The 24320-nt window shown below is 38.9% G+C and carries 16 protein-coding genes and 1 CRISPR repeat array; of the genes, 3 read left to right on the top strand and 13 right to left on the bottom strand.

Translation table 11 applies throughout. From position 1 onward, the window contains the following. The first annotated feature begins 277 nt into the window (after positions 1-277). Positions 278-721 carry a DUF2267 domain-containing protein gene (locus IAR63_RS10690; RefSeq protein WP_057176934.1) on the top strand — a complete coding sequence of 148 codons (444 nt, stop codon included), beginning with the start codon at positions 278-280 and terminating at the stop codon, positions 719-721. A 16-nt stretch (positions 722-737) separates the two neighbouring features. On the opposite strand, the gene IAR63_RS10685 is transcribed toward IAR63_RS10690, so the two are convergent. From IAR63_RS10685 to mutL, 6 genes are all read right to left on the bottom strand, one after another. Continuing rightward, positions 738-1415, bottom strand: coding sequence for a J domain-containing protein (locus IAR63_RS10685; protein ID WP_057176933.1), 678 nt, complete (start codon positions 1413-1415; stop codon positions 738-740). Positions 1416-1520: 105 nt separating this feature from the next. Further along, positions 1521-2465: a cysteine synthase A gene (gene cysK, locus IAR63_RS10680; RefSeq protein WP_057176932.1), complete on the bottom strand. Its 945-nt coding sequence runs from the start codon at positions 2463-2465 to the stop codon at positions 1521-1523. Between the two features lie 18 nt (positions 2466-2483). Continuing rightward, positions 2484-2933, bottom strand: coding sequence for an RrF2 family transcriptional regulator (locus IAR63_RS10675; RefSeq protein WP_006276156.1), 450 nt, complete (start codon positions 2931-2933; stop codon positions 2484-2486). 171 nt (positions 2934-3104) lie between these two features. Continuing rightward, positions 3105-4715 carry an iron uptake porin gene (locus IAR63_RS10670; RefSeq protein WP_006276157.1) on the bottom strand — a complete coding sequence of 537 codons (1611 nt, stop codon included), beginning with the start codon at positions 4713-4715 and terminating at the stop codon, positions 3105-3107. A 259-nt stretch (positions 4716-4974) separates the two neighbouring features. Continuing rightward, positions 4975-6072, bottom strand: a complete 1098-nt coding sequence (locus IAR63_RS10665) for a glycosyltransferase family 1 protein (protein WP_187705253.1) — start codon at positions 6070-6072, stop codon at positions 4975-4977. 154 nt (positions 6073-6226) lie between these two features. Further along, positions 6227-7879, bottom strand: a complete 1653-nt coding sequence (mutL, locus tag IAR63_RS10660) for a DNA mismatch repair endonuclease MutL (protein ID WP_187705252.1) — start codon at positions 7877-7879, stop codon at positions 6227-6229. Positions 7880-7986: 107 nt separating this feature from the next. On the opposite strand from mutL, the gene IAR63_RS10655 reads away from it, so the two are divergent. Continuing rightward, positions 7987-8319 carry a rhodanese-like domain-containing protein gene (locus tag IAR63_RS10655; RefSeq protein WP_006276160.1) on the top strand — a complete coding sequence of 111 codons (333 nt, stop codon included), beginning with the start codon at positions 7987-7989 and terminating at the stop codon, positions 8317-8319. A 70-nt stretch (positions 8320-8389) separates the two neighbouring features. Here IAR63_RS10655 and IAR63_RS10650 read toward each other — a convergent pair whose 3' ends face one another. The 6 genes from IAR63_RS10650 to IAR63_RS10625 all read right to left on the bottom strand — a co-directional run bounded on the left by IAR63_RS10650 (position 8390) and on the right by IAR63_RS10625 (position 22660). Then, positions 8390-8818: a DUF7680 family protein gene (locus IAR63_RS10650; protein WP_057176928.1), complete on the bottom strand. Its 429-nt coding sequence runs from the start codon at positions 8816-8818 to the stop codon at positions 8390-8392. Between the two features lie 10 nt (positions 8819-8828). Then, positions 8829-12107, bottom strand: a complete 3279-nt coding sequence (locus IAR63_RS10645; protein ID WP_187705251.1) for an ATP-binding protein — start codon at positions 12105-12107, stop codon at positions 8829-8831. Between the two features lie 109 nt (positions 12108-12216). Further along, positions 12217-15405: a helicase-related protein gene (locus IAR63_RS10640; protein WP_187705250.1), complete on the bottom strand. Its 3189-nt coding sequence runs from the start codon at positions 15403-15405 to the stop codon at positions 12217-12219. Positions 15406-15595: 190 nt separating this feature from the next. After that, positions 15596-18469 carry a DUF1156 domain-containing protein gene (locus tag IAR63_RS10635; protein WP_187705249.1) on the bottom strand — a complete coding sequence of 958 codons (2874 nt, stop codon included), beginning with the start codon at positions 18467-18469 and terminating at the stop codon, positions 15596-15598. Positions 18470-18672: 203 nt separating this feature from the next. Further along, complete coding sequence (locus IAR63_RS10630) at positions 18673-18924, bottom strand: hypothetical protein (RefSeq protein WP_057178457.1); 252 nt, start codon at positions 18922-18924, stop codon at positions 18673-18675. A 1084-nt stretch (positions 18925-20008) separates the two neighbouring features. Next, a CRISPR array of direct repeats spans positions 20009-21173; the repeat unit is 36 nt; unit sequence GTTTCCATTGATTCCACTTCCCAGAGGGAAGCGGGT. 1004 nt (positions 21174-22177) lie between these two features. After that, positions 22178-22660, bottom strand: a complete 483-nt coding sequence (locus tag IAR63_RS10625; protein ID WP_057179154.1) for an RrF2 family transcriptional regulator — start codon at positions 22658-22660, stop codon at positions 22178-22180. A gap of 185 nt (positions 22661-22845) precedes the next feature. On the opposite strand from IAR63_RS10625, the gene IAR63_RS10620 reads away from it, so the two are divergent. Continuing rightward, complete coding sequence (locus IAR63_RS10620; protein WP_057179153.1) at positions 22846-23433, top strand: Crp/Fnr family transcriptional regulator; 588 nt, start codon at positions 22846-22848, stop codon at positions 23431-23433. Positions 23434-23769: 336 nt separating this feature from the next. On the opposite strand, the gene IAR63_RS10615 is transcribed toward IAR63_RS10620, so the two are convergent. After that, entirely contained in the window at positions 23770-24312 is a 543-nt protein-coding gene (locus tag IAR63_RS10615; protein ID WP_187705248.1) for a hypothetical protein, read from the bottom strand. Positions 24313-24320 lie beyond the last annotated feature (8 nt).

Genomic DNA, 24320 nt, shown 5'->3' with positions numbered 1-24320 from the left:
TATTGATAAATTTTGGGTTTAATCTTTAGACAACAGATATTAGTATGGAATTTTACGAGAAAAAAGTGTACAAATTTACAATTTATTAATTTTCTGGTAAAAAGTTAATCAGACTTTACTTACATACAATTATACGAAGCAAGAATATACGACTTTGGCTAGAAGTTGAAAAATATCAATCCCTTTAAAATTTCAGTTCATGGACTAGAGTTGATCAAGTCATGGATTCGCAATCCTAAGTGAGTTGGTAAACATCAGTTAAATCGGAGCAATTATCATGACTATAACTGGATTAGATACCTTTGATGCAACTTTACACAAAACAATTCCTTGGATTAATGATTTAGCAAAAGAGTTGGGTTGGGAAAATAAACACCAAGTTTTTCAAGGTTTACGAGCTACTTTACATGCTCTGCGCGATCGCCTGACAGTGGAGGAAGCTGCTCATTTGGGGGCCCAATTACCTATTCTTTTAGGTGGATTTTATTATGAAAATTGGCGACCTGGTGCAAAATTACCCAAGGATAGAACTAAGGATGCTTTTCTCCAGCACATTCGTGACTATTTCCGCAATGTTAATGCTGACATTGACCCAGAAGTTTTGGTGCGTGCTGTTTTTAAAATTATTGCCCAAAGGATCTCCCGTGGGGAAATTGAAGATGTGGTAAGAATACTACCCCCTTGCTTGCGAGAACTTTGGCCAGAAGCGGTACGAACTTAATTTTTGCCTTTATTTTTCACTTCTCCCTGGTGTTTGAACCTGGGGAGAAGTCAAGTAGATGTTTAGCAATTCTAAACATCTCCTTACCAGTATGCAAATAACGATCATCATAACTCAGGGGAAAATATGCCAATTCTTCTAATCCGTCACTAACCTGATTTAGAGCATAATAAAGATGAGCAGCAGATGTGGCTAAACTGGGAGGATTAGGTAAAGAACGAAAGGCGGTTTGGGCTTTTTTTAACTTGTCTCGACAAGTATCTAAATATGCTTGAAATTCATCTATTAATTGTTCGTCAAAGGGATCCGCTGCTAAATCTTCTAGTTGCTGCTCTAGGGAAGACACTATACTACAAAGCCAACGATTAATTGGTTGATAAACTAACTTTAACCACTCTTCTACCTTTTCGTCTGCTTCTTTTCCCCCTGGTTTTTTAGTTTGGCGTGGATTTTCCCTATTTCCAGTGCGTGGGTGTGATGTGTTCCCTATTTGTTCATCATATTTTACCCTCTGCTCAACATCACTTAAAACTTCATAAGCTGCATTAATCTTAATAATCTCTTCGTGGTCAGCAGTATCCTGATTACTATCAGGGTGGAACATCTTGACTAGTCGGCGATACGCTTTTTTTATTTCAGCAGCAGTCGCCTTATTGTTTATTTGTAGTGTTTGATAATGATTCGAATCATGCATGATTGAGCGATCTGGTGGCGGATTTTTTTGATCTGGTGGTAATTTGATTCCTTAGGGTATTTGCTATGGTTTTCTGATTTTGTGCCCCCTTCCCCTAACAATAGGTTAACTGATTTCCAAATCTTGGAATAGGGGTGTGCTTAGGTATCTTTCCCCAAAACTAGGTTGAATCATGACGATTAAACGCCCCTGATTTTCCGGACGTTGGGCCACACGAACTGCTGCACATAAAGCAGCTCCACTAGAAATTCCAGATAATAAACCCTCCTCCCTAGCTAACCTTCGACTAAAGGCGATCGCCTCTTCATCAGTTACAGCAATTACCTCATCAATTAATTCTACCTTTAATACTTGAGGAATAAAACCAGCTCCAATTCCCTGAATTTTATGGGGTCCAGGTTTACCACCAGATAATACTGGACTATTTGCTGGTTCCACAGCGATCGCCTGGAAACTGGGTTTTTTTGACTTAATGAACTCAGCGACACCAGTAATAGTACCTCCGGTTCCCACACCGGAGATAACCATATCAACCTGACCATCAGTATCTTGCCAGATTTCTTGAGCTGTTGTTTCCCAGTGTATTTTAGGATTAGAGGGGTTACGGAATTGCTGCAACATATATGAGTGTGTGGTTTTTTCCACAATTTCTTGGGCCTTACGAATAGCGCCACTCATTCCTTCAATACCTGGTGTGAGTTCCAACTGAGCGCCATAAGCCCTTAACATTGCCCGCCTTTCCGCACTCATGGTTTCTGGCATTGTTAAAATTAACTTATATCCTCTTGCGGAAGCTGCCATAGCTAAGGCGATACCCGTATTACCAGATGTTGGCTCCACCAATACTGTTTTACCAGGGGTAATTAAACCTTCTTTTTCCGCATCATTGATCATACTAACACCAATACGATCCTTGACGGATGCTGAGGGGTTCATACTTTCCAACTTAACCACAATTTGTGCATAACAACCTTCCGCTTGGGGAATATGGTTTAACTGCACTAAAGGAGTTCTACCAATTAGTTCCGTAATGTTTTTAGCAATCTGCATCATTTTCCTTCCTTTAAATCAAATATAGTACATGATATCTAACTGTCTTCTGAGGGTTCTTTTTTCACAAAGATCTTCCAGGGAGTATTTTTCCAGGACTAAATTGGCAGCTTGACGAGCTTCTTTCCAAATCTCATCAATAATCCCACTATCAGCAGTTTTGGGGGCAGTTTTCGGGTTGGTATTATCTTCTGCTATCTTGATATCTAAACCTTCTAAACATTCCAAAATATCAAGAAGAGTGATTTTTCGTGGTTCTCGCGCCAAGAGATAACCACCTTTAGACCCTCGTTGGCTTTTAATAATACCTCCGCGTCTCAAAGTAGCCAGTAACTGTTCTAAATACCGGTCTGGTATGTTTTGTTGGTTAGCGATTTGTCGAATTTGCATCGGTTCACCATTTTGGTAATGGGTGGCCATTTCTAATAACGCCAGAATTGCGTATTCAGATTTACAGGATAGTTCCACGGGATGAAATTTTTACAATAAAGGAACAAAACAAGAAAATTACTGAACTTTACACTTGCTTATTCTTATTGTACTCCACTTGTTCCATGGAGAATCGGGGAAATCTTACAAGTCAAGGTCATAAAAAAACCCGCCTGGGGACGGGTTCTAATCTTAATGCTAATAAATGATTTAGAAAGAAAACTTTGTTCTTAGCGTACCAATAAAAGTATCTGGTTGATTATCGTTTTGACCAATTGCAGGTAGCCAAACTAAACCAGGAGTAACGGAGATGTGGTCAGAAACCTGATACCTATAGAAACCTTCAATTTGGTAGGGAATATTCCGATTTCCTACACCACCATCATTACTAAAGGAGTAGGGTTGGGCTCCGCCAAAAATTCCCAAAACGTTCCCTTTTTTACCCATATCAGGTAGTGCTACACCCATGCCATAACTCCACGCTTCATAATCATCATTCACCCCAAAGCCAGTGATATCATGGTAGGAAATAAAACCAGTAATGGCTAATTTATTAGTGGGGTGGAAAGCTGCGGACAGTCCGTAGGAATTACTGGAGGAAGCGCTAATTTGGGAACCAGTTAGGGCACTGCGACCCAAACTATTGGCTTGAGGAGTACCCACCACTGCACCATTATCCCGTCCCGAGTCGAATAGGGTACTACCCACCCCATGATAACCATGTACGTAAGTAGCAGCCAAGGCTAAACGATTACTCAAGTTGAAGTTTAACTGACCCAGAGCTGCATAGTTACCATCAAACAAACCACCTCCACTAGCAGGGTTTTCCGCGCCAGAGGTTCTGTTTCCCGAGGCTAAGTATCCTATACTCACGGAGCTGGATTTAACCCCACTACCACCTTCACCCAGAGGTATATTTACCGCAACACCCGAACCACCTCCAATCCGATAAATGGGGTTTTCAGCCGTAAATGTACTTAGACTACCATCATCATTTTTATCAGAAAAATAGGGATTATTAACTCTTACATAATCACTATGTTGACCACCTGTAGCTGCTAGATAAATCCGCGCCCTACCTAAAGGTGTTTGATAGGTGAGTTGATCCAGTTCAACGTTATTACCTGGATTAGTTTTGCCAATTTCAAAGGTTTGTTTAGTTTCCCCCGTATTGCCAAATCCCTGGGCATTACCCGCAGTTAAACGGGTATCTAACACGTCTTTACCGGTAAAACTGCTTTGCAGGTTCAAACGGACTCGATTTTGCAAAACTGTCTCTCCAGGAACAGAATCATTTCCTGAAGAATCAGTGAGGACAAAAATTGCCTCACCTTTTAATTTAGTGGTGGTGGAGAATTGATTAGCTTCTAACTGCGCAGTACGCTCTTCCACAGTATCTACACGACTACGTAAAGTTGCTAGTTCAGCGGAGAACTCCTCTTGCAATCGCTGTATAGTAACTAAATCTTGTTTAGTCACCATATCTGCTGTTGCTGTAGCGATTAATTCATTTACTCTCCCTAAACAGGAATTTAATGCTGCAGCAAACTCATAACGGCTTAATGCCCTTTTACCACGAAAGGTACCATTTGGATAACCAGAAACACAACCATAACGTTCTACCAGGGACTGTAATGCTTGAAACGCCCAGTCTGTAGGTTGAACATCGGAAAATTGAGAAACAGGGGTAAATTGAGCTAGTTCTGAAGAAGATTGGGGAGCTTCTGTGGTAGAAGCGATCGCTGTTCCAGATGCTAACAGCGCTACTCCTAAAACCGCAGGACTAACTACCATGGATTTCCACACAAAATTATTAGACATTTCTACTATTCCTCACACCAAATACAAATCGGTTTACCCATGTAATCACATCTTGTGATGTATTTTGAAGTGGCAGATTTTGTGATCACCTGATTGACCAAGAAATGAAGCGCAGAAGCGTTAAGGCAATTTAACGCCTTTATTTTGGCACCGTGGGTTTTCACACTTGTAGAAGTGTATTTTCATTATATTTGAGCTAATGCTCCAGTTATATTAAATCTAGCACAGAATTGGAGTTTATTCTTTTGTTGGTTATTTATTAATATTTTGAGAATTTAGTAAAGTTAAGGTTCCCCTGGGGAGTTAATTTACCAATTATATAATCTGCTACCACAGTTTCACAGCATTTATCTTGCCAAAAAGTTAATGACTTATGGTGCATTTCTTGCATCAAATCTTGATTATCTAATAGCTCTTTTAAGACCTTGGGTAATTGTTGCCAATTTTTGATTTGAATTGTTGGCACTCCTTTTAAATACCAGCGGTCAGGTAATGCTTCGGTTACCAACACACAGCCATATTTCATACCCTCAAATAAACGGGTTGTTTCCCAGGATGTTCCCCTAGGGACAACACAGATTTTTGTATCCATCATCAGTTGACTATAACTCTGTTCATCTTGTATACTTCTCTGGTGGTAACCACCTGTCATGGATAATTCTATTTTCAGTTCAGGATGGTTATCTTGCAACTTTTTCAGGGTTGATAACATCAATTCTCGAGATAGGATTTTAGGGGTTCCTAACCAAAACTTGATTGAGGTTATTGGGTATTTTCTGTGCATTACACTCCCAGAAAAATAGGTGTCATAAATTCGCTCTTGAATATTTTTAATCGGCAAATATTCTGAGTTATTATACCCTAGGGGAACATCATAAATTGGCGGAATTTTTTCTTGACCTAATAACCGATGTTTACATTTATGCCAACAATAATTTATCCACCCGGGTATGCCAACAAATAGAATTCTTAAAAACTGAATTAATGTCAGTAAGTTCAAACGAGAAGGTTCTAAAAAAGGATTACACCCTAGAATAGTCTGGGTTCCTATACACTTAAATACCGCTCTGACTTTATGAGCATAGTTGGGTATACGATACCATTCATCTCCTAAAACAAAAACCACAACATTGCTTCCGTATGATGGTAGTTCGTCAATTTCACTCCAGGTGATATAAAAAATCAGACCACTGAGCAAACAACTTTCTTCTATCTTCTGAAATATTTGCCCAAAATAACCAGTTAGGGCAAATTCTATGGGTGGTTTAGCATCATATATATTCCATGGAATTGGACTTTCATGTTTACTAACATAAAGATAATACTGATTGTTATTCATAAGTGCTATCTTTTTCATGGATAAGTTTATTTGCCTGCCATATTCTAATTTTTTCTATGAAGATTTTCAATAGACAGGAAACTTATCATTTGCCATTATTAATTATTTATAATTTTATTTATAACCTTATTTATAGTTTTTAAAAATCAGAACACCCTTCAATCCGGTTTCTTTAAATCCCATGACTCTTACCCACCACCCAATGACGACGGAAAAACCTGGCTAAAGCTGACTCCTCTAATGTTAAACAAATGGGTCTACCGTGGGGACAGGTGCGGGGATTGCGAGTGCGTTGCCAAGCATATATCAATTGTTCCATTTCTACTAAGGTCATAGGTGTACCATTGCGAATCGCAGTTCGACAAGCAACTGCAACTTTGGCAGCTTCTAGGTTTCCCCCCAGGCTCAATTCTAACAATGCTTCTACACAGTCTTCCCTCTTTTTTAACATCTCTGGTACACTGCGCACTGCCCACAGGTTTTCTCCAAAACATTCAATATCTAAATTAATTCTTTCTAGTTGTTTGACCTGTTCGGTGGATAATTGATAAAGCACAATGGGAGATTCTACAGGTACAATTTGCCATTGATCACAAAGTCTTTCGTATATCACTCTTTCATGGGCTATATGTTGCTCTATTAACCACATACCTTCTGAATATTCGGCAACAATATAGGTGTTACTTGCTTGACCAATTACTTTTAAGTCTATTAAATTTGATCCTTTGTTCTCTTCTGGGTTGGAATGGGAAAAATTATAATCACCCTTGGTTTCAGCCAATTTGAATAAATTGGTTATCCTACCTGTCTGCACCGACTCTTTGATAGTAGAACTAGCAATGCTAAATGCTTGATCAATACTCTCGGTAACTTTTTGTTGCCAATAAGTCATTTTGTTCAGGTAAATTTCGTTTTTGGCAGGGTTGCGATTCCAGTTAATTTGATCCGGTTGGATAGTCAAATGTACAAAACAAACTGGATAGCGATCGCGTGGTAGGGTTTTATAAAATGCTCCAAAAACCGCCTCTTCTAGCTCTGGTGACTTGACTATTCTACCATTAATGGCTATTTTCACCCAGTCAGGTTTGTGTCGATGACACCGATCGGGTAAGCCCACTACTAAGTTAATTGTCGAGTCTAATTCTGGTATTGTTAAATTTATTCCTTTTAGATCACCTGGCTTAACTTGATTGAGAATTTGCGGGATTATTCTTTCCACAGCAGGTGCTGGGTAAATTGTAAACCATTCCGTTTTATCTTGCCATACCTGATAGGTTACCTGGGGATGACACAAAGCAATTTGCTGGATTGTTGCTTGGACTTTTTTTAACTGCTGATTTTTATTTGGTAATCCTTGTCGACGTTCAGCATAGTTACCAAACAAATTATCCACCGTTACTACAGTACCAGGTGCGATCGCCACTACTTCCGTTTTAGTCACATTGCCATTTTTATTGTAAACCACCCGCCATCCTTGGTTTTCTCCTGCACAGCGACTGAAAATTTCCAGTTCCCCCAAGGTAGTTAAGCTATGTAGTGCTTGACCACGAAACCCCAAAGTTTTAATTTTCCATAAATCAGCAGCATGGTGAATTTTGCTTGTACTATGGGCGATCGCAGCTTGTTCTAAATCCTCCAGACTCATTCCCAAACCATTATCTGTGACGCGTACTCGCCATTGTTCTGGATACAGGGAAATAACTATGCGTGTTGCACCTGCATCCAGGGAATTCTCCACCAACTCCCTAACGACAGCACTTAGACTATCAATTACTTCTCCCGCTGTGATTAAATAAACTACTTCCGTTGGCAAAGATTGAATCATAGATAGTGTAACTGACAATTAGAGGAATTTCAATTAATAGCAAAAAAAACAGAACTAGAAAATTATTTCTGATAGATTGCGTTTAAAGTTATAAGCAAAGCCAGCTTATGAGTAATTTAACTGCTGAAGCTAGTGAATTGATAGCCCGTTTGCGATGGGGACAGCCCGCATTAACAATTGTTGACCTGCGCGATCGCCCCACCTATAATCATCATCGAATAACCGGAGCGATTTCCATCCCTTTGGGAAATTTAGCCGAACGTGCTAAATCCAGTATACATCAAGACCGTCAAATTTACGTTTACGGTGAAAATGATATGCACGCCACCCAAGGAGCTAATATTTTGGAGTCAGCTGGATTTAGGAATGTAGGGATTATTTCCGGGGGTTTACCAGCTTGGAAAACATTTGGTGGACCCACGGAAGGATTCAAACCGTAGGAGGAGACAGGGAATGAATTCCCTGTCTCCAGGTTGCGAGTGCTGCGCAATCGCTCGATTTACTTGTAATCTAGTCACCCAACAAAACCCTAATAGCTCTTAAAGCTTGGCTACGTTTCCCATTACTAACTTTAGCAAACCAATAATGAGATTCTTCATAACTCATAGCTTGTATTCCCTGAGCAATATTACTTATTCTTTCTACTTTTGAAAGCGGTTGTATAGTCTGAAATAATAAAGCTAGGTTCACTCCCGTTTCCTCGTTTAATACATAATGAGCTTGTCTATTATGCGTTAAAGTCTTTGGATCGTAGTTATTCGCTTTCAAACAATCATAAACCATCTCCCGAACCTGTACTAATATACTACTTTTTAACCTGCCAATTCGTTTAGCAGCAGGACGTTTCTTTTCTCCTGCTTTTTTATAGGCACATTGATATAACTCAACAGCAAAGTTATTATTATCCGTGGGCACTATTCGCAACTGAAATTCCTGCATGTGAAAACTCTTAATAGGTAACTTTGGCAACTAAGTTCAAATTGTCTACTGGATTCCGTTCCAGCGCTTTTTTAAGATCTCTTATTTCTCCCCCTTCTACCATAATTGGTGACAAAAATTTAAACTCCAATTTCAATAGTAGATCTGCTTTCACCTGGGGATTATTTAAAAAACTATTAAGCACTCCCTGAAAAACTTTAAATCCTTTCTCTGGTCCTTGGTACTCCAATCTCAAAAACTGCTCCTCTAAGCTAATTGTGGCTGTATGGTTGATATACAGAGGTAATTTGGCTACTAGAGGAATAGCTGTAAATAACTTCCTATAGTCCATGGGTTCTGTCACAGAAATTTCTATTTCCTGAATTCCCGCTGGTTTATTGTCCTTAATAAAATCACTCAGTTTCACAAAGCTACTATTTACCGTTCCTGCACAGCTAAATATTAATGGTTTGACCGCAAAAATACTTCCTGATTCTGCTGCACTAAATCCTCCAACTGTAGTCTTTCTCGTGCTATCACCATACCTCTCACCTTCATTACCACCCCTCCCTATAAACGCTGTAGTTTCCTTCTCCAAAATTTCCCCATTCCCATAATCCACAACTATTTTAAAAATTGTGGTTTCCCCAATCTCAGTGCTATATTCATCCCGGGGTCGAAACTCCTTATCAATAATCTTTCCATTTTCATACATTTGTACCTTCAACCCTCCCGATGCTCTCCACCCCACTCGAACAGGTTTTTTCATATCCTTACTAAACATCACCTGCGCACTTATTTCAATCTCTCTTGGTTTTGGCAGTTCCAAAATCCCCGGACGATACAACTCCACTCCCTCCGAAAACTCTATAGAATCAGGAACTTTCAAGTTTTCAGCTTTAATAAACACCTTCTCTCCAATTTTCATATCCCAGGAACCATCCAAAATCCCATTGCGAATGGTTTCCCTCAACTTACTTATTTCTCCGTCTAAAAACATCTTCAAACTCACATCCTTGAAAAACGCTTCTTTCATTTCCTTAGTTTTCCAATGATCAATCCCCGCTGGCCACACTTTTTGTACTATATAACTAGGTGCATAAGCAGCTGCATCCTCCATTCTAATCTTTCCACAATCTCTTAATTTCTTCAGCAACACTTCCTGCTGCTTCTTTTTAGCATCACCTGAATCCTGCGCAGGCAAAGTATAGTGCATTAATCCCTTTGGTGCTTTCACCCGATCGCTCTCAGGGTAAAATAGGTGACGGTAGGTATTGCCAATTGACACCCTTACATTTAACTTAAAATTGCCTTCCCTTTCCTTGAGCTTTTTCCGTTGACCCTCGGATAAATCCTGTAACTTATCAGCAGACCTCATTATATTTTCTATAGCAATATATTCCTTCATGTTATCCAAACTACGTTCTAACTCCTGCTTATTAGCCACCAGGAACAATAATCGATTTTTATAAATCCGGAATTTTCCCGATTCTCCCGTGTTTTCAAAAACTCTTTCCACTAAAGTGGGCGCAACTTGGGTAGTATCAGAAATAGTTGCTTCATCAAAATCTATTACACATAAAGCTATATAATCCGCCACATCATCCACATCACTGGGATTCACCGGACCAGAAACCAGTTTAAAACAATGATCTGCAAAAATTGTATCCCGTTCCCTTCTTAAACGTTCCTTCGTTTCTGTAGTAGTTACTTGCTCCTTTTCTTGAGCAATCACCTTATTGAGTGATGGTTCTTCTTTAAACCTAGCAGTAGATGTAAATTGGTCATAATCTAAATACCAAGCAACCTCTCCTAATCTCTCTAAAACCGTTTCTACAAAACCAATATCCATACCAGGTGTGAGCAAACATAAATTCAGTTCCGAAACCCGAATACCTGCTGCAGTCCCTTGGTTGATAGAATTAAGAAAAATAGTTCTGGTAACCCAGCTAGTAAAAGGTGGTTTGTCTGCTGCACTCCATTCCTTATCCTGTATTTGACTATGTGCTTCCCGACCATCTGGATTGTAAATATCTGCTTGGATAGGTATTCGCATCAGTGGTCTATCCAAACGAGAAGTTAAATCACTGGTGATTTCTTCCTCCATACCCAGGGGAATATGATGGGGATGGATCATAGGAATCCAAAAAGGTGAATTTTCACCCATTATAGCTGAATTCTCAGCTAAATCTTCCAATTCTTGCCAAAGATAGCGAATAACTATAGCCAATAACCGTAATGCTCCCCTCGTGCGCTGGAAATTAGGAATGGATGCTATCTTCTTAGTCAGTAGATTAAATAGTTCAGGATGAAATGGATAGCTCTGTTCAATACTTTCAGCATAACTACTATCCTTACATCCACTAGGTAGATCTAATCGACTGTTCTTATAAACTTGCATATATTCCCTCCCAGCATCCCTTGCCGCATTAGAACATATACTACTAAACATTCTTTGCTTAACTATATTATATATCTCCACATCCGTACTAGGTTTGATAATTCTTTCCTGTCTAGCAGAAATAGAAAGAGCTTCCCTCACCTCCCTCGTTTCCTCTCCAAAACTGTCATTAGCGGAAGCCAGAGTATATACCAACACGATATTATTAGTAGAAGCAGCTAAATCCATCATCGCAAACAAAAAAGCTACAACCTGTTTAGCCAAATCACTCTCACCTACAGTTATTGCTTTTGCCCTTCTCAAATACATTGCTATTTCATCCAGAATAATCACCGTAGGAGCATCCTGAATAATTCTTCTCAACACATCCGTTCCAGGACTAACTCTTAGTTCATCCGCACCCTTGAGCAAGCTATAACCTTCTACTCCCCCCAATTGGTAAGCAATTTCTCCCCACAGAGTATAAGTCCTAATTCCCGTATCCCCATGAAACACCCCATCCGCAGGTTCTAAGTCTTGACAGGCAATAGCCCCAGCCTTAACCGCATAACTTGGTATAATTTCAATATTATCAGTAAATCTTTCTATACCGGGAATCTTTCTACCATGTTTAGCAATGTGCCATAAAGCTATTTCATCATGGGTTTTACCACCACCAAAGCTAGTCTCTAATCGAATGATAGGTGAACCTACCATAGTTCCACTGAGTCTACCAAATACTTCAGTAATTAAATTTTTTAAGCCATCCGTAGGAAAAGTATTTTCAAAAAAGGTTTTCGGGTCATTATATACTTTAGGTGCTGTACCTTTTACTACCGATTCCAACTTAGCAGCGAATAGATCTAACGACAGTTCCCCTGCTAAAATTTCCTCCCGAGGAGCGCAGGTTTTAAATATGGTACTTAACATAGATAACCTCTTAGATTACACATTAGATTTTTTTGTCCTACCACTTATGTTTAATTAAATCATATTTAGACTAAGTAGAGAAGCACAATTATTTGTAAGATGGGTTTCCTTACTCTACCCAACCTACATTCTGAGATAACAAAAGGGTAAAAAGCGGTTCCCCAAAATTCAGTAATTTTAGGCAAGGATTTTCTCCAAAAATTTCTGGATAAAAGGTGACCTCATATTCTTCACCCTCATGTTTTAACAACCATATTTTTTCACATATCTTTTCAAAATCTATCCCCTTTGTTTTTAAAAACTCCGACCTAGTCACCACATTCTCTATTTTCTCTGGTGTTATACCGGTGGGGAAAATGGGTTGATTAATCACTCCTAAATCACTCTCTATATCCATAGTTACCATGGCTTCAAACTCCACCCCTAAAGGACTATCTAAAGTAGAATCCAACTCCGACATTAACACATCTTCCTCCTCGGGATCCGCACTCATAGCAGCTTTCTCTATGAACGTAGGAGTCTGAGCTAGAATTGGTTGCAAATTACCCACCACATTAGAAAAAGCATTAATGCGATCGCGAAGTTTTTTATAAACCTTAGCTTCCACCGTCCCATCATAATAAAGATTATGGATCCGAACCGTATCATACCTTTGTCCAATTCTATCAATTCTGCCAATTCTTTGTTCAACCCGCATAGGATTCCAAGGCATATCATAATTAATTAATACACCACAATTTTGTAAATTTAGTCCTTCAGCAGCTGACTCCGTACACAAAAGAATTTTGATTTTACCTTCCCGAAAAAGAGAGACAATCTGATTTTTATACACCACCGACCAATCTCCCCCCTTTAACAATTCTCCCCCCCTTCCTGAAAAACACGCTATTTGACTACCATATAATTGTTTAAGATTATCTCTTAAATAGTCCATAGTATCTGTATATTGGGTAAAAACCAGAACACTTTCCCTTTCTAAAAGTTCGTCACGCAAAATTTGGAAAAAATAAGAGAGTTTACTATCCTTACCCATATTTTCAAACTGTTGCAACAAATTTTGTAAATAATCAATTTCCTGGGGGTCAACATCCTCAAACAAAGACTCCATCCCAGAAATCACCTCATCCCCAGCATCATCAACATCCACATAATCATCATCCGTAATAAAACTTCCCTGCTTTGCCAACAGGCAATTTAACCCCCGTTGTAAAGACTCCCTCACTGCATAAAATGAACTGGTTAAACGTTTACGATATAGAGTCATTAAAAAACCTCGACAACTGCGCCTATCCTTTTGAGCTAACTTATAAAAATGACGAGCGTAATCACTAACAGCTATATACAGCGGAATTTCACTGAATGGTTCCAGGGCAATAGCATTATCTTGCACGATTCTTTTAGGTATATCCCGTTTTAATAAACCCCTCTTATAATATTGCCTTAAAGTCTCACGAGTATGACGAAACATTAAATCCTTTAAAGGAGTATTAGTAGTTAAAAATTGCCGAGAACCATTCAAAAATGACTCATCCCCCAGGATTTTTTTATAATTCAATATTTTCTGGGATTTGTGCCAAGTATCCTGAACTCTATAAGCTAACAGTTTATCTTGTTGTAAAAGTAATTGCTGTAAATTAGGGCAAGGTTTTCCCCCTTTTTGAAAATAGTCCCCACACATGAGCTGCCAAAAATCTATTAACTCTGGTTTAATCCCCAGCGCAGAACATTGATTTAGACTTTCAAAATAATAACAAAAATTATCACTGTAACCCCAATGACCCTCTAATCCTAAAAGATTCAGTAAATCAAAAATCTCTATCACATCAATTTGCATAGGAGTAGCAGACAGCAATATTAAGGCTTGAGTCTTTTCTCTTAACCTTTGCATCAATTTTAAAAGCAGATTAGGAGTTTCCTTTCTATTTTGGGGACTTTTTCTTCTAGCATGATGAGCTTCATCCAGAATCACCAGATCCCAACAATCCGCTGCCAAAAGTTGCTCCATTCGGTCAGTTCTTCTCACTAAATGAGAAGAAGCAAGAATTAAATTCTCAGCATTCCAAGGATTGCCACAAACCCCCTGTTTACCCCTCTCACTCCTTCTCATTAAAAATTCACTGTCAACAGTTAAGGAACTTTGGGTGTAACTCCAAAAATGTAGATTAAAATTCTCCCTCAATGCTTTTTGCCATTGTGACTGTACACTAGCAGGACTCAAAATTAGGACACGTTCTATTTTCTTTGTCAACAATAGATAACGTATAATCAACCCTGTTTCAATAGTTTTACCCAACCCCACCTCATCCGCAATTAAATAACTTGTAGGAAAGGTTTCTCCCACCCGGCGTAATATTTTAATTTGATGTGGCCAGGGAGAAATAGGTATAGATTTGAGACAGTAATCTAAACACCCTGCATTTTGGTCTATATTTGTTAACTCCCTGAAACACTGTTTTTCCTCTTCCGTAATAAATGGAGTTTGTTCAACGGGTGCTTGACTGACACCTACCATATCTTTTTGGTAGTGTAGCATCTGTGAAAAGTCATCCTCTGGAACAGAATCAAAATCTAAGTGACTATTACTAGTAGGTTGGCAAGTAGGTGTATAACGCAGTAATTTCTCTCGCACTGCATCAGGAATATCAAATATCCGCACGTTAGGGGAAATATCAAACCAAAGTTGCTCAAAACGAGAAACCTCTTCTTCTACCCTATCTAACTCTCTTCCCCCCTCCCAAGAACAATACACATGAAAGGACTCAACATTTTTTTCCCATCCCCCAATAGATTCATTATTCGACCCATTAAATACCAATTTATCACCATTAATATCAGTAAAAATCCCCACCTTCTCATGAAAGATATGTTTAGAATCTAACTGTTCCACATCAGGTAAACCATTTTGTTTGAGAGGAACAGCTATTTTTATATCTAGACATTCATTAGCAATTAACCAACTGAGAATTTCCAGGTGTTTTAACTGAGCGAAATTTTCTGGGGGAGTAAAACTAGCATCCAAACGCTCCCATAAAGCGTCACGCAGGGAATATCCTTTTTGGATAGCTTCCAAATCTTGTGGAGTAAACTCACATCCCATAATCAGACGCATTTTACCCCCATTATCAACCATTGTTCCCAAACCCCTAGCCACCCTACTCAGTATGTAACTACTAAAAAAACCTGACTTTCTATCATATTGAACCGCAGCAGATAGAGCAGGAATATAGAAATCAGCAATTGTATTGTCACCATTGCTAGAATAACTGATTTTCCAAGACTTATTCCGTAGACTTTTCACAAATCCTAACCCCTTTTATAAATAGATCTCCCCCCAAAAAATAACCCATAGCTCCAACCAGCGACCAAAACAGTTTTTAAAAACCTCTAAGAGGGTGGGTGTAATTAAATATAAGATGAACGTACAACCTAGGTTGAGTTGAAGTATGAAACCCATCCTACAAATAATTGTCCCTCCCTACTTATCACACCTAAAACAGGGATATTTGAGTTGGCTCATCATTTGTTCCAGATAGATTAAATGGCAACTCCATTTGTTCATAAGACACCTTAGCCTTTATCTCATCCATAGCCAACCATAAATCCAATAACACCTTCTCCTCTATAATTCGTTTTCTTTCATCCTTTATCTGAGGAATCACCTTCAAAACCAACTCAAAAGTTTTCATAAAAGCATCCTTACTTACCAATTCTGTATTTTTTAAGAACCTTCTGACAAACTCTATTTTTTGTTCTATTTGATAAATGCAAATTATAGCATGAATTCCATCTACCAAATTCACACCAGAAAACTCCCTATCTACTACAGAAAAAGCCCGTTTCTTCAACCTTTGTTCTGGAGTTAACAGCTTACAAAAACCACTAGCAGAATCCAACAACTTATATTTTTTCACCAAATCAGAAACATCAAAACCCCCCACAGCCAAAGCCAATTGTCTAGCTTCATCAAAAGGAAATTCTCGCGCTTCAAAAGTATCCCAAGCCAGAATATACCATTGAGTCAAAGTATCCACCCCATGAAAATCCTTCCCCGCCAACAACCTTTCTAATCGGTATGATACTATAGCTTGACGCACTTCTTCAAAAGCTGCTTTAGGCTCTACTTTAATTCCTGTACTATCCAATATAGAACTATAACGGGTAAACACACTTAAAGCACTACCATAAGCTGTCAAACATAAATCAATACCCGGAGGCTTAATTCTTTGACGGGGGTCTTCCACCCTATCCGGTGCAGGTCTAGAATCTGCAGTTAGGGAGCGTTCAATTTCTGGAGCTTTACTCAAGATAGTATTACGTAATTCCAGACGCACATCATCCCACCAACCTTGTTCAGCATGGGGATAACGTTTACGACACACTAATAGAACGGTGCTAGAAACCGCATTTTTTTGAGCCTGGTGGAGATTTTGAGGATTTTCTGTACTAACCGCCCAGGAAGCTGTAATTTCAAAACCAGCATCCATCAGAGACTTGGCTAAAATATCCCAAGCACCAGAATCTTTATGATTGAATTGAACAGTCATCACTCCATCATCACGCAAAACCCGGTGGTATTCAGCAAAAGCCATGGACATTTTTGCCTCATAGTCTTGATTCGCTAAGATTTCTGGGGATATTCCCATATTCCTAAACCGGGAAGGATTAGCGACAGCTTCTCTTTCTTTATCTGTTAGTTCCAAGTAGAAAAGTTCGGGGAATATATCTCCTAGACTGCGTTTTAGCCATACATAGAAAAAGTCTGCTAGTTCCGCATATTGAATGGTTGAATAATAAGGAGGGTCGGTAATTATTGCATGTACTGATTTATCAGCAATATGTGTTAAGTTATCCGCTGATGCTGACTCTATTTGAATTGATTTCTTATCTATGGGAATATCATACTTTTCTGTCTTTCCCACATTTTCTCCTAATAATGAACAAAGACTTTTATAGTCTGAGGCAAAAGCATCAGCACATGAAAACCACAACTCACCAGCACCACTAGCTTCTGGATAGTTCCATGTTAAATTTAGAGCGTGTTGTGTAGATGCTCTTTCTATTGATGATCTAGCCGTATGCCAGATAGATAATCTACAATTCCTATCAACACATCTATCCAAAACCAAAGCCAAATAAGTTGATATAGCTTGTGATTTCTCCCATTCATATTCAGATTGAATCAGATTTTTCGCTTCATTTATAATTTCTAAATATGTTACTAGCGTCACCAGTTGCCTGGGATTAAAAAACTTACTCCAATCATTAATACCCATGGCAAATAACCTATGAGTTTCTTGACCATCTGTCACTTCTACATCCGGAAAAAATCCTTTAATCTTCCAGTCTTCAATTTCATGTTCTATGTAATTTTCAGCTTTTTTCACCCCCATAATATCTAAATCATTTGGTATTCTAAACTCCAGACTTCCCTTTCCCTTTTTATAAGCTACCGCATATAATTGATAGCCTAAACCTTCACCTTGAGCTTGCCTTTTAATAAAATCATCCTCAATTATATTCCCACAATTAACACACTTACCCACCCCCCTTCCAATAGTAGTTGTAGTATCCGGATCATATTCCCCATGATCTGTTGCAATCGTCGTCCCCTTCCCCTTTTTTCCCCTTATTAATTCAAAATCAACCCGCTTATTCTCACCATTACCAATCGGTTTTACTGCAGTCCATTTATGTAAATTCTGCTTTTCTGGACGTTTATACAACCACCAATTAGGACTTAAAGGAATAACAGACTGACAATGGGGACAAACAACCGTGTGGGCCCATAAATAATTTTGTACTGTTTCCTCTGGTAAGGACGGAAAAAACTCAGCCAATCTTTTTTCTGCTTCCTCTCCCACCCATTTTACCCACCTATCAATATCATCTTGTAAATCTGCTCCAAACTTTATCGGATATTCCATAGCTGCTTTCATCGTCACCACCGCAACCGAATTTAAATCAGAAGCCAAAACATTCAATCCATATCTAACCGCTTCAAAAGGTATACTACCTCCTCCTGCAAAAGCATCTAAAACCGTCGGAGTAGGATTTCCCCACACTTCCACGCAATAACCTTGCACCTTCTTAATTAATTCCCGGGAGGGAGGTGTTTTGTAGAGCTTCACCTCTTCTCCCCGTTTTAAACCCAATAAATCCTCAAATTCCTCCATACTTACATCCGCAGGTAGCAAAGATGCCAACACACTAGCCCGACTAAAAGATAAAGGTTTGCGTGAATACCAGCGATGCAGTCCCTTAAATGGATTTGCTCCATGTTCATAATAAACCTGCTCATTTAAGGTTTGCACTGGCAATCTTTTCTCTATCAATAAATCTGGCCTTTGTCTGTCATTCACCATAAGAGTAGTATGTGACTAATTTATATTCATAGCAATTGTAACATATTTAAAACTACTCCACTAATTTTTCCCATCTTGTCCCGCGAGCTCCCATAGGGAGTGCTTCGCAATCGCCCTAATATACAGCAAGAGTAGTATCCTTCTCGCGACATCGCCCTAATATATCTCTAACTCATGGGAAGACCCACGAGTTAAGTAGAAAACTAATTAATCACAATATGTCTTACCAGAATACTCATCACTTCCCCAGAATTACCAGTTGGCGTCAGATCACTCCAATCCGTTGCATTGGCATAACCAAGCACGTGTAGATAGTGAATCGTACTAATTACCGTCTTTTTCGACCCGATCAACAGATGTTTTAGTGGTTCCCGGTGACTAGCTTGTGAAACCACCCTAGAGTCAACCACTCCAGTATCATCAATGCTGCTGATGAAATTTCTAATTTGTGCCATAATTTATTTGCCTCTATTTTGGGGTGTAAGGTGATCTGGAAATCTTGGTTCGAGACCTCGGTCACCTTACTTTTTTCTAATTATAAAACTATTTGAACAGATATGCAATAGGTTTACAGAAAATAATTAATAATTTTTGTAAAGTCTTGCGACTTGTCAAGCATAAATGAAAAATACAAGAATCCTGCACTCATTTGATTAGAGAGTAATATCTCACATATCTTGTCTGTTCTCGCAATACGTTGCTCAACCCAGTCACCTGTGAACAAGGTGTTATGGGTCATTGCTGGTATCTGTTTCCTTCTGTTCCTCTTCATCATTTTTGGCTTGCGATCGCTTTGCGACAGCAGAAACCAACTATATGCAAAACCTATCCGAACTACTGTGTCGGTATAAAGCTACAAGTAAAATCTGTTAAGTGCGATCTCCTATTTAATAACAGCAGAAATTGTATTCTATTAAAAATACCAATGCGATTTCGCGTAGCGAGTGCTTCGCGATCGCCTACCTCAACCACTTAGATCTTTCCATTAATTAGTTCCACTTCTTTTGAGGGAAGTAGTTTGTAGGATAACTGTCCTGAATAACAACGATCAGACAAGATGTGTGATATACAAGAATTATAGCTTAAAATATCCTTGCTCCTTAGTCTCCCCAACTAGTGATAAACCCTAGTATTTCATGAGACTACGATCAATGGTGATCGATGAAACTGCTGTTGTCGAGACTCCCGCTAATGTCAGCACTTTGCCAATAATGCTACATTTGGCACTAACTTTCTGCATCAGTGTCAAGCAACTCCAGCATCTCATTTTGGTGCCTTATTAGTATGTTATTCTGCTTCTTGATATCTTCAAGGTGAGCTACTATTCTTTCCAATATCATCACAATATGATTAATTCTGAACACCCATCTCACTATGGCGACTTGGATTATAAGGACTACTATTACTATAAAAAAAATGTAAATAACTTCCATATTATTTTGTGTGTAATATTACCAAGATTCAATAGTTTAACATTGTCATTGGTTTATACATGTTTCTATTCAATCAGTGTCCCCAGCGAGTGAGGTCTACTCTATTGTTTCCATTGATTCCACTTCCCAGAGGGAAGCGGGTCTAGAGCTAATAAAGTCAACTGAAGATATCCTCGAGGCGTTTCCATTGATTCCACTTCCCAGAGGGAAGCGGGTGAGTTACCTTCCCTTACATTAACAAGGAAATCCACCTGTTTCCATTGATTCCACTTCCCAGAGGGAAGCGGGTTTCTTAGGAGGATGTATGTCTTGTTTTGATTGTAGGTGTTTCCATTGATTCCACTTCCCAGAGGGAAGCGGGTTTGTTAATTGAATTTCAAAACCCAAACACCGGTGTTTGGGACTCAGTTTCCATTGATTCCACTTCCCAGAGGGAAGCGGGTTGATAATCATTGGCTGGGGAGCCGAGTGGCTGTGGGAGTTTCCATTGATTCCACTTCCCAGAGGGAAGCGGGTAGCAGGAAGGCTTTCTGTTCTTTGCGGATAAAGTGAGTTTCCATTGATTCCACTTCCCAGAGGGAAGCGGGTATAGCCAAGAGCTGCAAGAGTACGTACTCTTGCAGCTTGGTTTCCATTGATTCCACTTCCCAGAGGGAAGCGGGTATCCCCTGGAACCACCATTTAGAATTGTGATAGCTGAAAGTTTCCATTGATTCCACTTCCCAGAGGGAAGCGGGGCAAAGGGGTTTGATTTCCCCTCGCTCAAGCAGGCATTAACATGTTTCCATTGATTCCACTTCCCAGAGGGAAGCGGGTTAAAAGAGCTGAGTAGCATCTTCAGGGAGAGAGTTTTGGCAAGAGGTTTCCATTGATTCCACTTCCCAGAGGGAAGCGGGTAAGCAATACTAACCCGAACGGAGAAGGAGATAGAGGATCTAAGTTTCCATTGATTCCACTTCCCAGAGGGAAGCGGGTAGTATGATGTTGTTAATTGAGTTTCAAAACCCAAACAGTTTCCATTGATTCCACTTCCCAGAGGGAAGCGGGTCCATTTTTTATTTGACTAGTGACAGTGTAAGACATAAAGTTTCCATTGATTCCACTTCCCAGAGGGAAGCGGGTACCTTTGGGAAAATATTTTTAAATCTATCAAATGCTTACAGTTTCCATTGATTCCACTTCCCAGAGGGAAGCGGGTAAGTATTAGAGGTCGAAAAGACCAAAGAGACTATTTTGTTTCCATTGATTCCACTTCCCAGAGGGAAGCGGGTCCCTCCATTTTAAGCCCTTGCCCTGACTGGTGTCTAGACCCACTTTGCGAAGGTCAGCAAAATTTCTCTCTTTTTCACCTCCACTACCCTCAAAATAATGGCTGAAACCCTTACCCCACAAGGCTGCGAGGTTCCCGACGAAATAATAGGCATTCCAGCGTTTTTTCTTGACCTTCGCAGTTCCTTCGTTAATTACTAGTTTTAGTGTCATTTGTATTACTTTACTTTTTAAATATACTTGGTTAATAAAATTTAAAATAAATCCTGGAATCCCCCTATTATAGAGGATTTATAGAATAATAGTCAATATTGTAGAACCAACAATATAATGTAACATTTAAATTTTCTAATGTCAGTCGTTTATTAGAGATTTTAGAGAACAAATCCAGCCAGGTTCTAGATGAGATGAAAAAACTATCCGAACCACTGTTTTTATTAACACTACTACTGGCGATCGCATGAGATTCAAAATACCCAATAGGCATCAAGTATAAAGTTTATAGTGGATTACTAGCACACCAGTATACCACAAAATCTATATATAAATATAGCAACTTAAAACATTAGCAAAATGGTAAAGTCTAGAAAACAGACTGTGTAAGAGCGATCGCCTATGAGGAGTGCTTCGCAATCGCCCATCTGCAAAAAAACACTGTACTAGGACAAATGTTACAATAGTAACCTGTAAGATGCGATCGCTTTTAGTCCCTTACTCTGACTGGTGTCCAGACCCACTTTGGGATGGCCTACCACTTCTCTGAATATACAAGGTTGAGTTTAATACGAAACCCAACAAACCCACGGGAAGAATTACCCCTAACTCATGGTTAAACTCACCTTGGGTTGAGAAAATCCAACCTAGATTACACTGTGATGCGATCCGCAGTTAATTCCAATTGAGGATATCAATATACCCGCGTACCTTATCATATTGCAGCCCTTATAAACAATTGATACGTTTATTCTTATCTATGGTATATATTATTATACTTGTTTTGTATAGTCTAAATATAGTACATAGGATTTTCTTGTGATCTTATTTCCCTTTCTTGACACAAGTCCTGCAAGGTGTAGCGACCTAGCACTTCTACTGAAGCTGTGTTGGCCCGCTCCCAAATTTCCCACACTAGGGTTTTCTCTATGGTCAAAACGTTGGCATTTCTCTTTTCATTCCTTTCCCCTTCTATTAAAGAAACTATCTCTAGCAAGCTTATCTCCCAAGGTTCACGCACCAACAAAAAACCCCCTTTTGACCCCCGCTGGCTTTGCACTACTCCCGCACGTCGTAATTGGGTGAGAATCTGCTCTAAGTAACGCTCTGGTATCGGTTGTTTGGCAGCAATGTCGTTGATCGTTAGAGTAACTTTCTTCCCGTGATTAATAGCTAGCTCTAACAGTGCTAACAGTGCGTACTCCACTTTGGCAGACAGTTCTAAAAGTCCGTAACTTTGACTATTTCCGTCGGTGTTTAAAATACTATTGTTCATTGATTTGTTTATGGGTTTTTATGCGAAACTAGTTGCTTTCTCATTTATGACACTGAAATATCATAACTCTATCGGTTTTTCGTATTTTTGTCTACCCAGAGCGAAAAACTTAAAAATCTATCTTTTGGATCCTAATTTAATATATACTACGATTACTCAATCGACTAATTGTAATATAAGTAATAATGCCATCATCTACAGATTTAAGTCAATTATCTGCTAACGATCATCAAAGGTACTTTACTCGGCGATCGCTTTTACCATTAGATAATAGTCATCTTTGGCAAATAAATAGCGGTTTTGTTATGACTAATACATATTTGGAAGATGGAACAATGATAGCACTGGGGTTATGGGGTGCGGGGGATATAGTCGGTCAGTCCCTGACAAGAATAAAACCTTATCAAGCACAATGTTTAACTAACGTAGAAGCAAGCTTGGTATTTGCCCAGGACTGGAATCAATCAAAAACTGATTGGCTTAAGCACATTGAGCAAGCAGAGGAATTAATGGTAATTCGCGGTAATAAAAAGGTCGAAACAATGTTAATTCAATTACTAGTGTGGTTGTCGAGAAAATTCGGTTCTCAGGTAGAACAAGGACGTTTAATTGATATGCGGTTAACTCATGAAGATTTGGCTGGGTTGATCAGTTCTAGTCGGGTTACTGTCACCCGCTTACTAGGACAATTAGAACAGGAAAAAGTCATTGAGAGAAAATCTCTTAATCGAATTATTGTCCATCAAGAAGATATTTGGTACTATGAGATTTAGAGTTCTAATTACCCAAGTGTGGTTCCAAAACCTAAGAGAAGTCCATACCTATAATCATATAATCATCCCAGATGGTTGGTCCTCAATCCAATCTGCGACATTGGCGAATTGCTTGTAGTCCACATTGGAGTTTGTTGGGTTTCGTCCCTCAACCCAACCTACAAGATTGCTAAGCTCCAGTTTCTAAGGTGGTTTTAAAGTATATTCTATTGCTAAGAGATGTATTTGGGACCAGATTCCAATTTTCTAGTTAACTCGTCTGCTTACCACGTCAGCTTGTATCTCATTCAATCGCATATCGCTATATTTTACATATTTTGTTTAAATAGGCTTTGATTATTTCCTATTTTTTTTACCTTTAGGTTCATAATTTAAACCTCGTAAAAACCTATCTAAACTTGAAGACTTACTAATAGAAATGTTTTCCTTTCCAAAGTTATATTTCAATTCTTTATATGATGTATAGGAATCTAGGGGTTTTATTGGCACACAAGCTCTGGATACAATACAAGCTTTGGTATTAACCTCTGGTACTAGATTACATGCATTGGATTGATTTAGCTTGGCATGAAAGTACTTGTATGTATTATTTATCTGCTGTATTGCGGTTTCAATATCTCTACCTTTTAATTCTATAAAACATATATTTCTTGTTGAATCCTTAGCGTAAAATACTATCAAATCACACATTTTCATACCCTGATTATCCAATTCCAAAACTCTTCTGAATTTACAATCTCTATTTGATTGATCATCTATATGAAATAACAAAATTAACTCGCCACTCTGGCGTTGCAATTCTATCTTAACTCCATTTTCTGAATAGCTATATCTATTTGGCAGTAAACAACCTGATAATAGTAAATAGTCAAAAAGCATCTGGAAAT

Origin of the sequence: Cylindrospermopsis curvispora GIHE-G1, assembly GCF_014489415.1 — a bacterium.
Taxonomy (GTDB): Bacteria; Cyanobacteriota; Cyanobacteriia; order Cyanobacteriales; family Nostocaceae; genus Raphidiopsis; species Raphidiopsis curvispora_A.
Note: the sequence above shows the minus strand (reverse complement) of the source record. Positions and strands in the feature narration are given on the sequence as shown.

What these genes read in the sequence shown, in the direction of transcription:
- IAR63_RS10690 (WP_057176934.1), top strand. Translation starts at nt 278, where the DNA reads ATGACTATAACTGGATTAGATACCTTTGATGCAACTTTACACAAAACA.
- IAR63_RS10685 (WP_057176933.1), bottom strand. Translation starts at nt 1,415, where the DNA reads ATGCATGATTCGAATCATTATCAAACACTACAAATAAACAATAAGGCG.
- cysK (WP_057176932.1), bottom strand. Translation starts at nt 2,465, where the DNA reads ATGCAGATTGCTAAAAACATTACGGAACTAATTGGTAGAACTCCTTTA.
- IAR63_RS10670 (WP_006276157.1), bottom strand. Translation starts at nt 4,715, where the DNA reads ATGTCTAATAATTTTGTGTGGAAATCCATGGTAGTTAGTCCTGCGGTT.
- IAR63_RS10665 (WP_187705253.1), bottom strand. Translation starts at nt 6,072, where the DNA reads ATGAAAAAGATAGCACTTATGAATAACAATCAGTATTATCTTTATGTT.
- mutL (WP_187705252.1), bottom strand. Translation starts at nt 7,879, where the DNA reads ATGATTCAATCTTTGCCAACGGAAGTAGTTTATTTAATCACAGCGGGA.
- IAR63_RS10655 (WP_006276160.1), top strand. Translation starts at nt 7,987, where the DNA reads ATGAGTAATTTAACTGCTGAAGCTAGTGAATTGATAGCCCGTTTGCGA.
- IAR63_RS10650 (WP_057176928.1), bottom strand. Translation starts at nt 8,818, where the DNA reads ATGCAGGAATTTCAGTTGCGAATAGTGCCCACGGATAATAATAACTTT.
- IAR63_RS10645 (WP_187705251.1), bottom strand. Translation starts at nt 12,107, where the DNA reads ATGTTAAGTACCATATTTAAAACCTGCGCTCCTCGGGAGGAAATTTTA.
- IAR63_RS10635 (WP_187705249.1), bottom strand. Translation starts at nt 18,469, where the DNA reads ATGGTGAATGACAGACAAAGGCCAGATTTATTGATAGAGAAAAGATTG.
- IAR63_RS10630 (WP_057178457.1), bottom strand. Translation starts at nt 18,924, where the DNA reads ATGGCACAAATTAGAAATTTCATCAGCAGCATTGATGATACTGGAGTG.
- IAR63_RS10625 (WP_057179154.1), bottom strand. Translation starts at nt 22,660, where the DNA reads ATGAACAATAGTATTTTAAACACCGACGGAAATAGTCAAAGTTACGGA.
- IAR63_RS10620 (WP_057179153.1), top strand. Translation starts at nt 22,846, where the DNA reads ATGCCATCATCTACAGATTTAAGTCAATTATCTGCTAACGATCATCAA.
- IAR63_RS10615 (WP_187705248.1), bottom strand. Translation starts at nt 24,312, where the DNA reads ATGCTTTTTGACTATTTACTATTATCAGGTTGTTTACTGCCAAATAGA.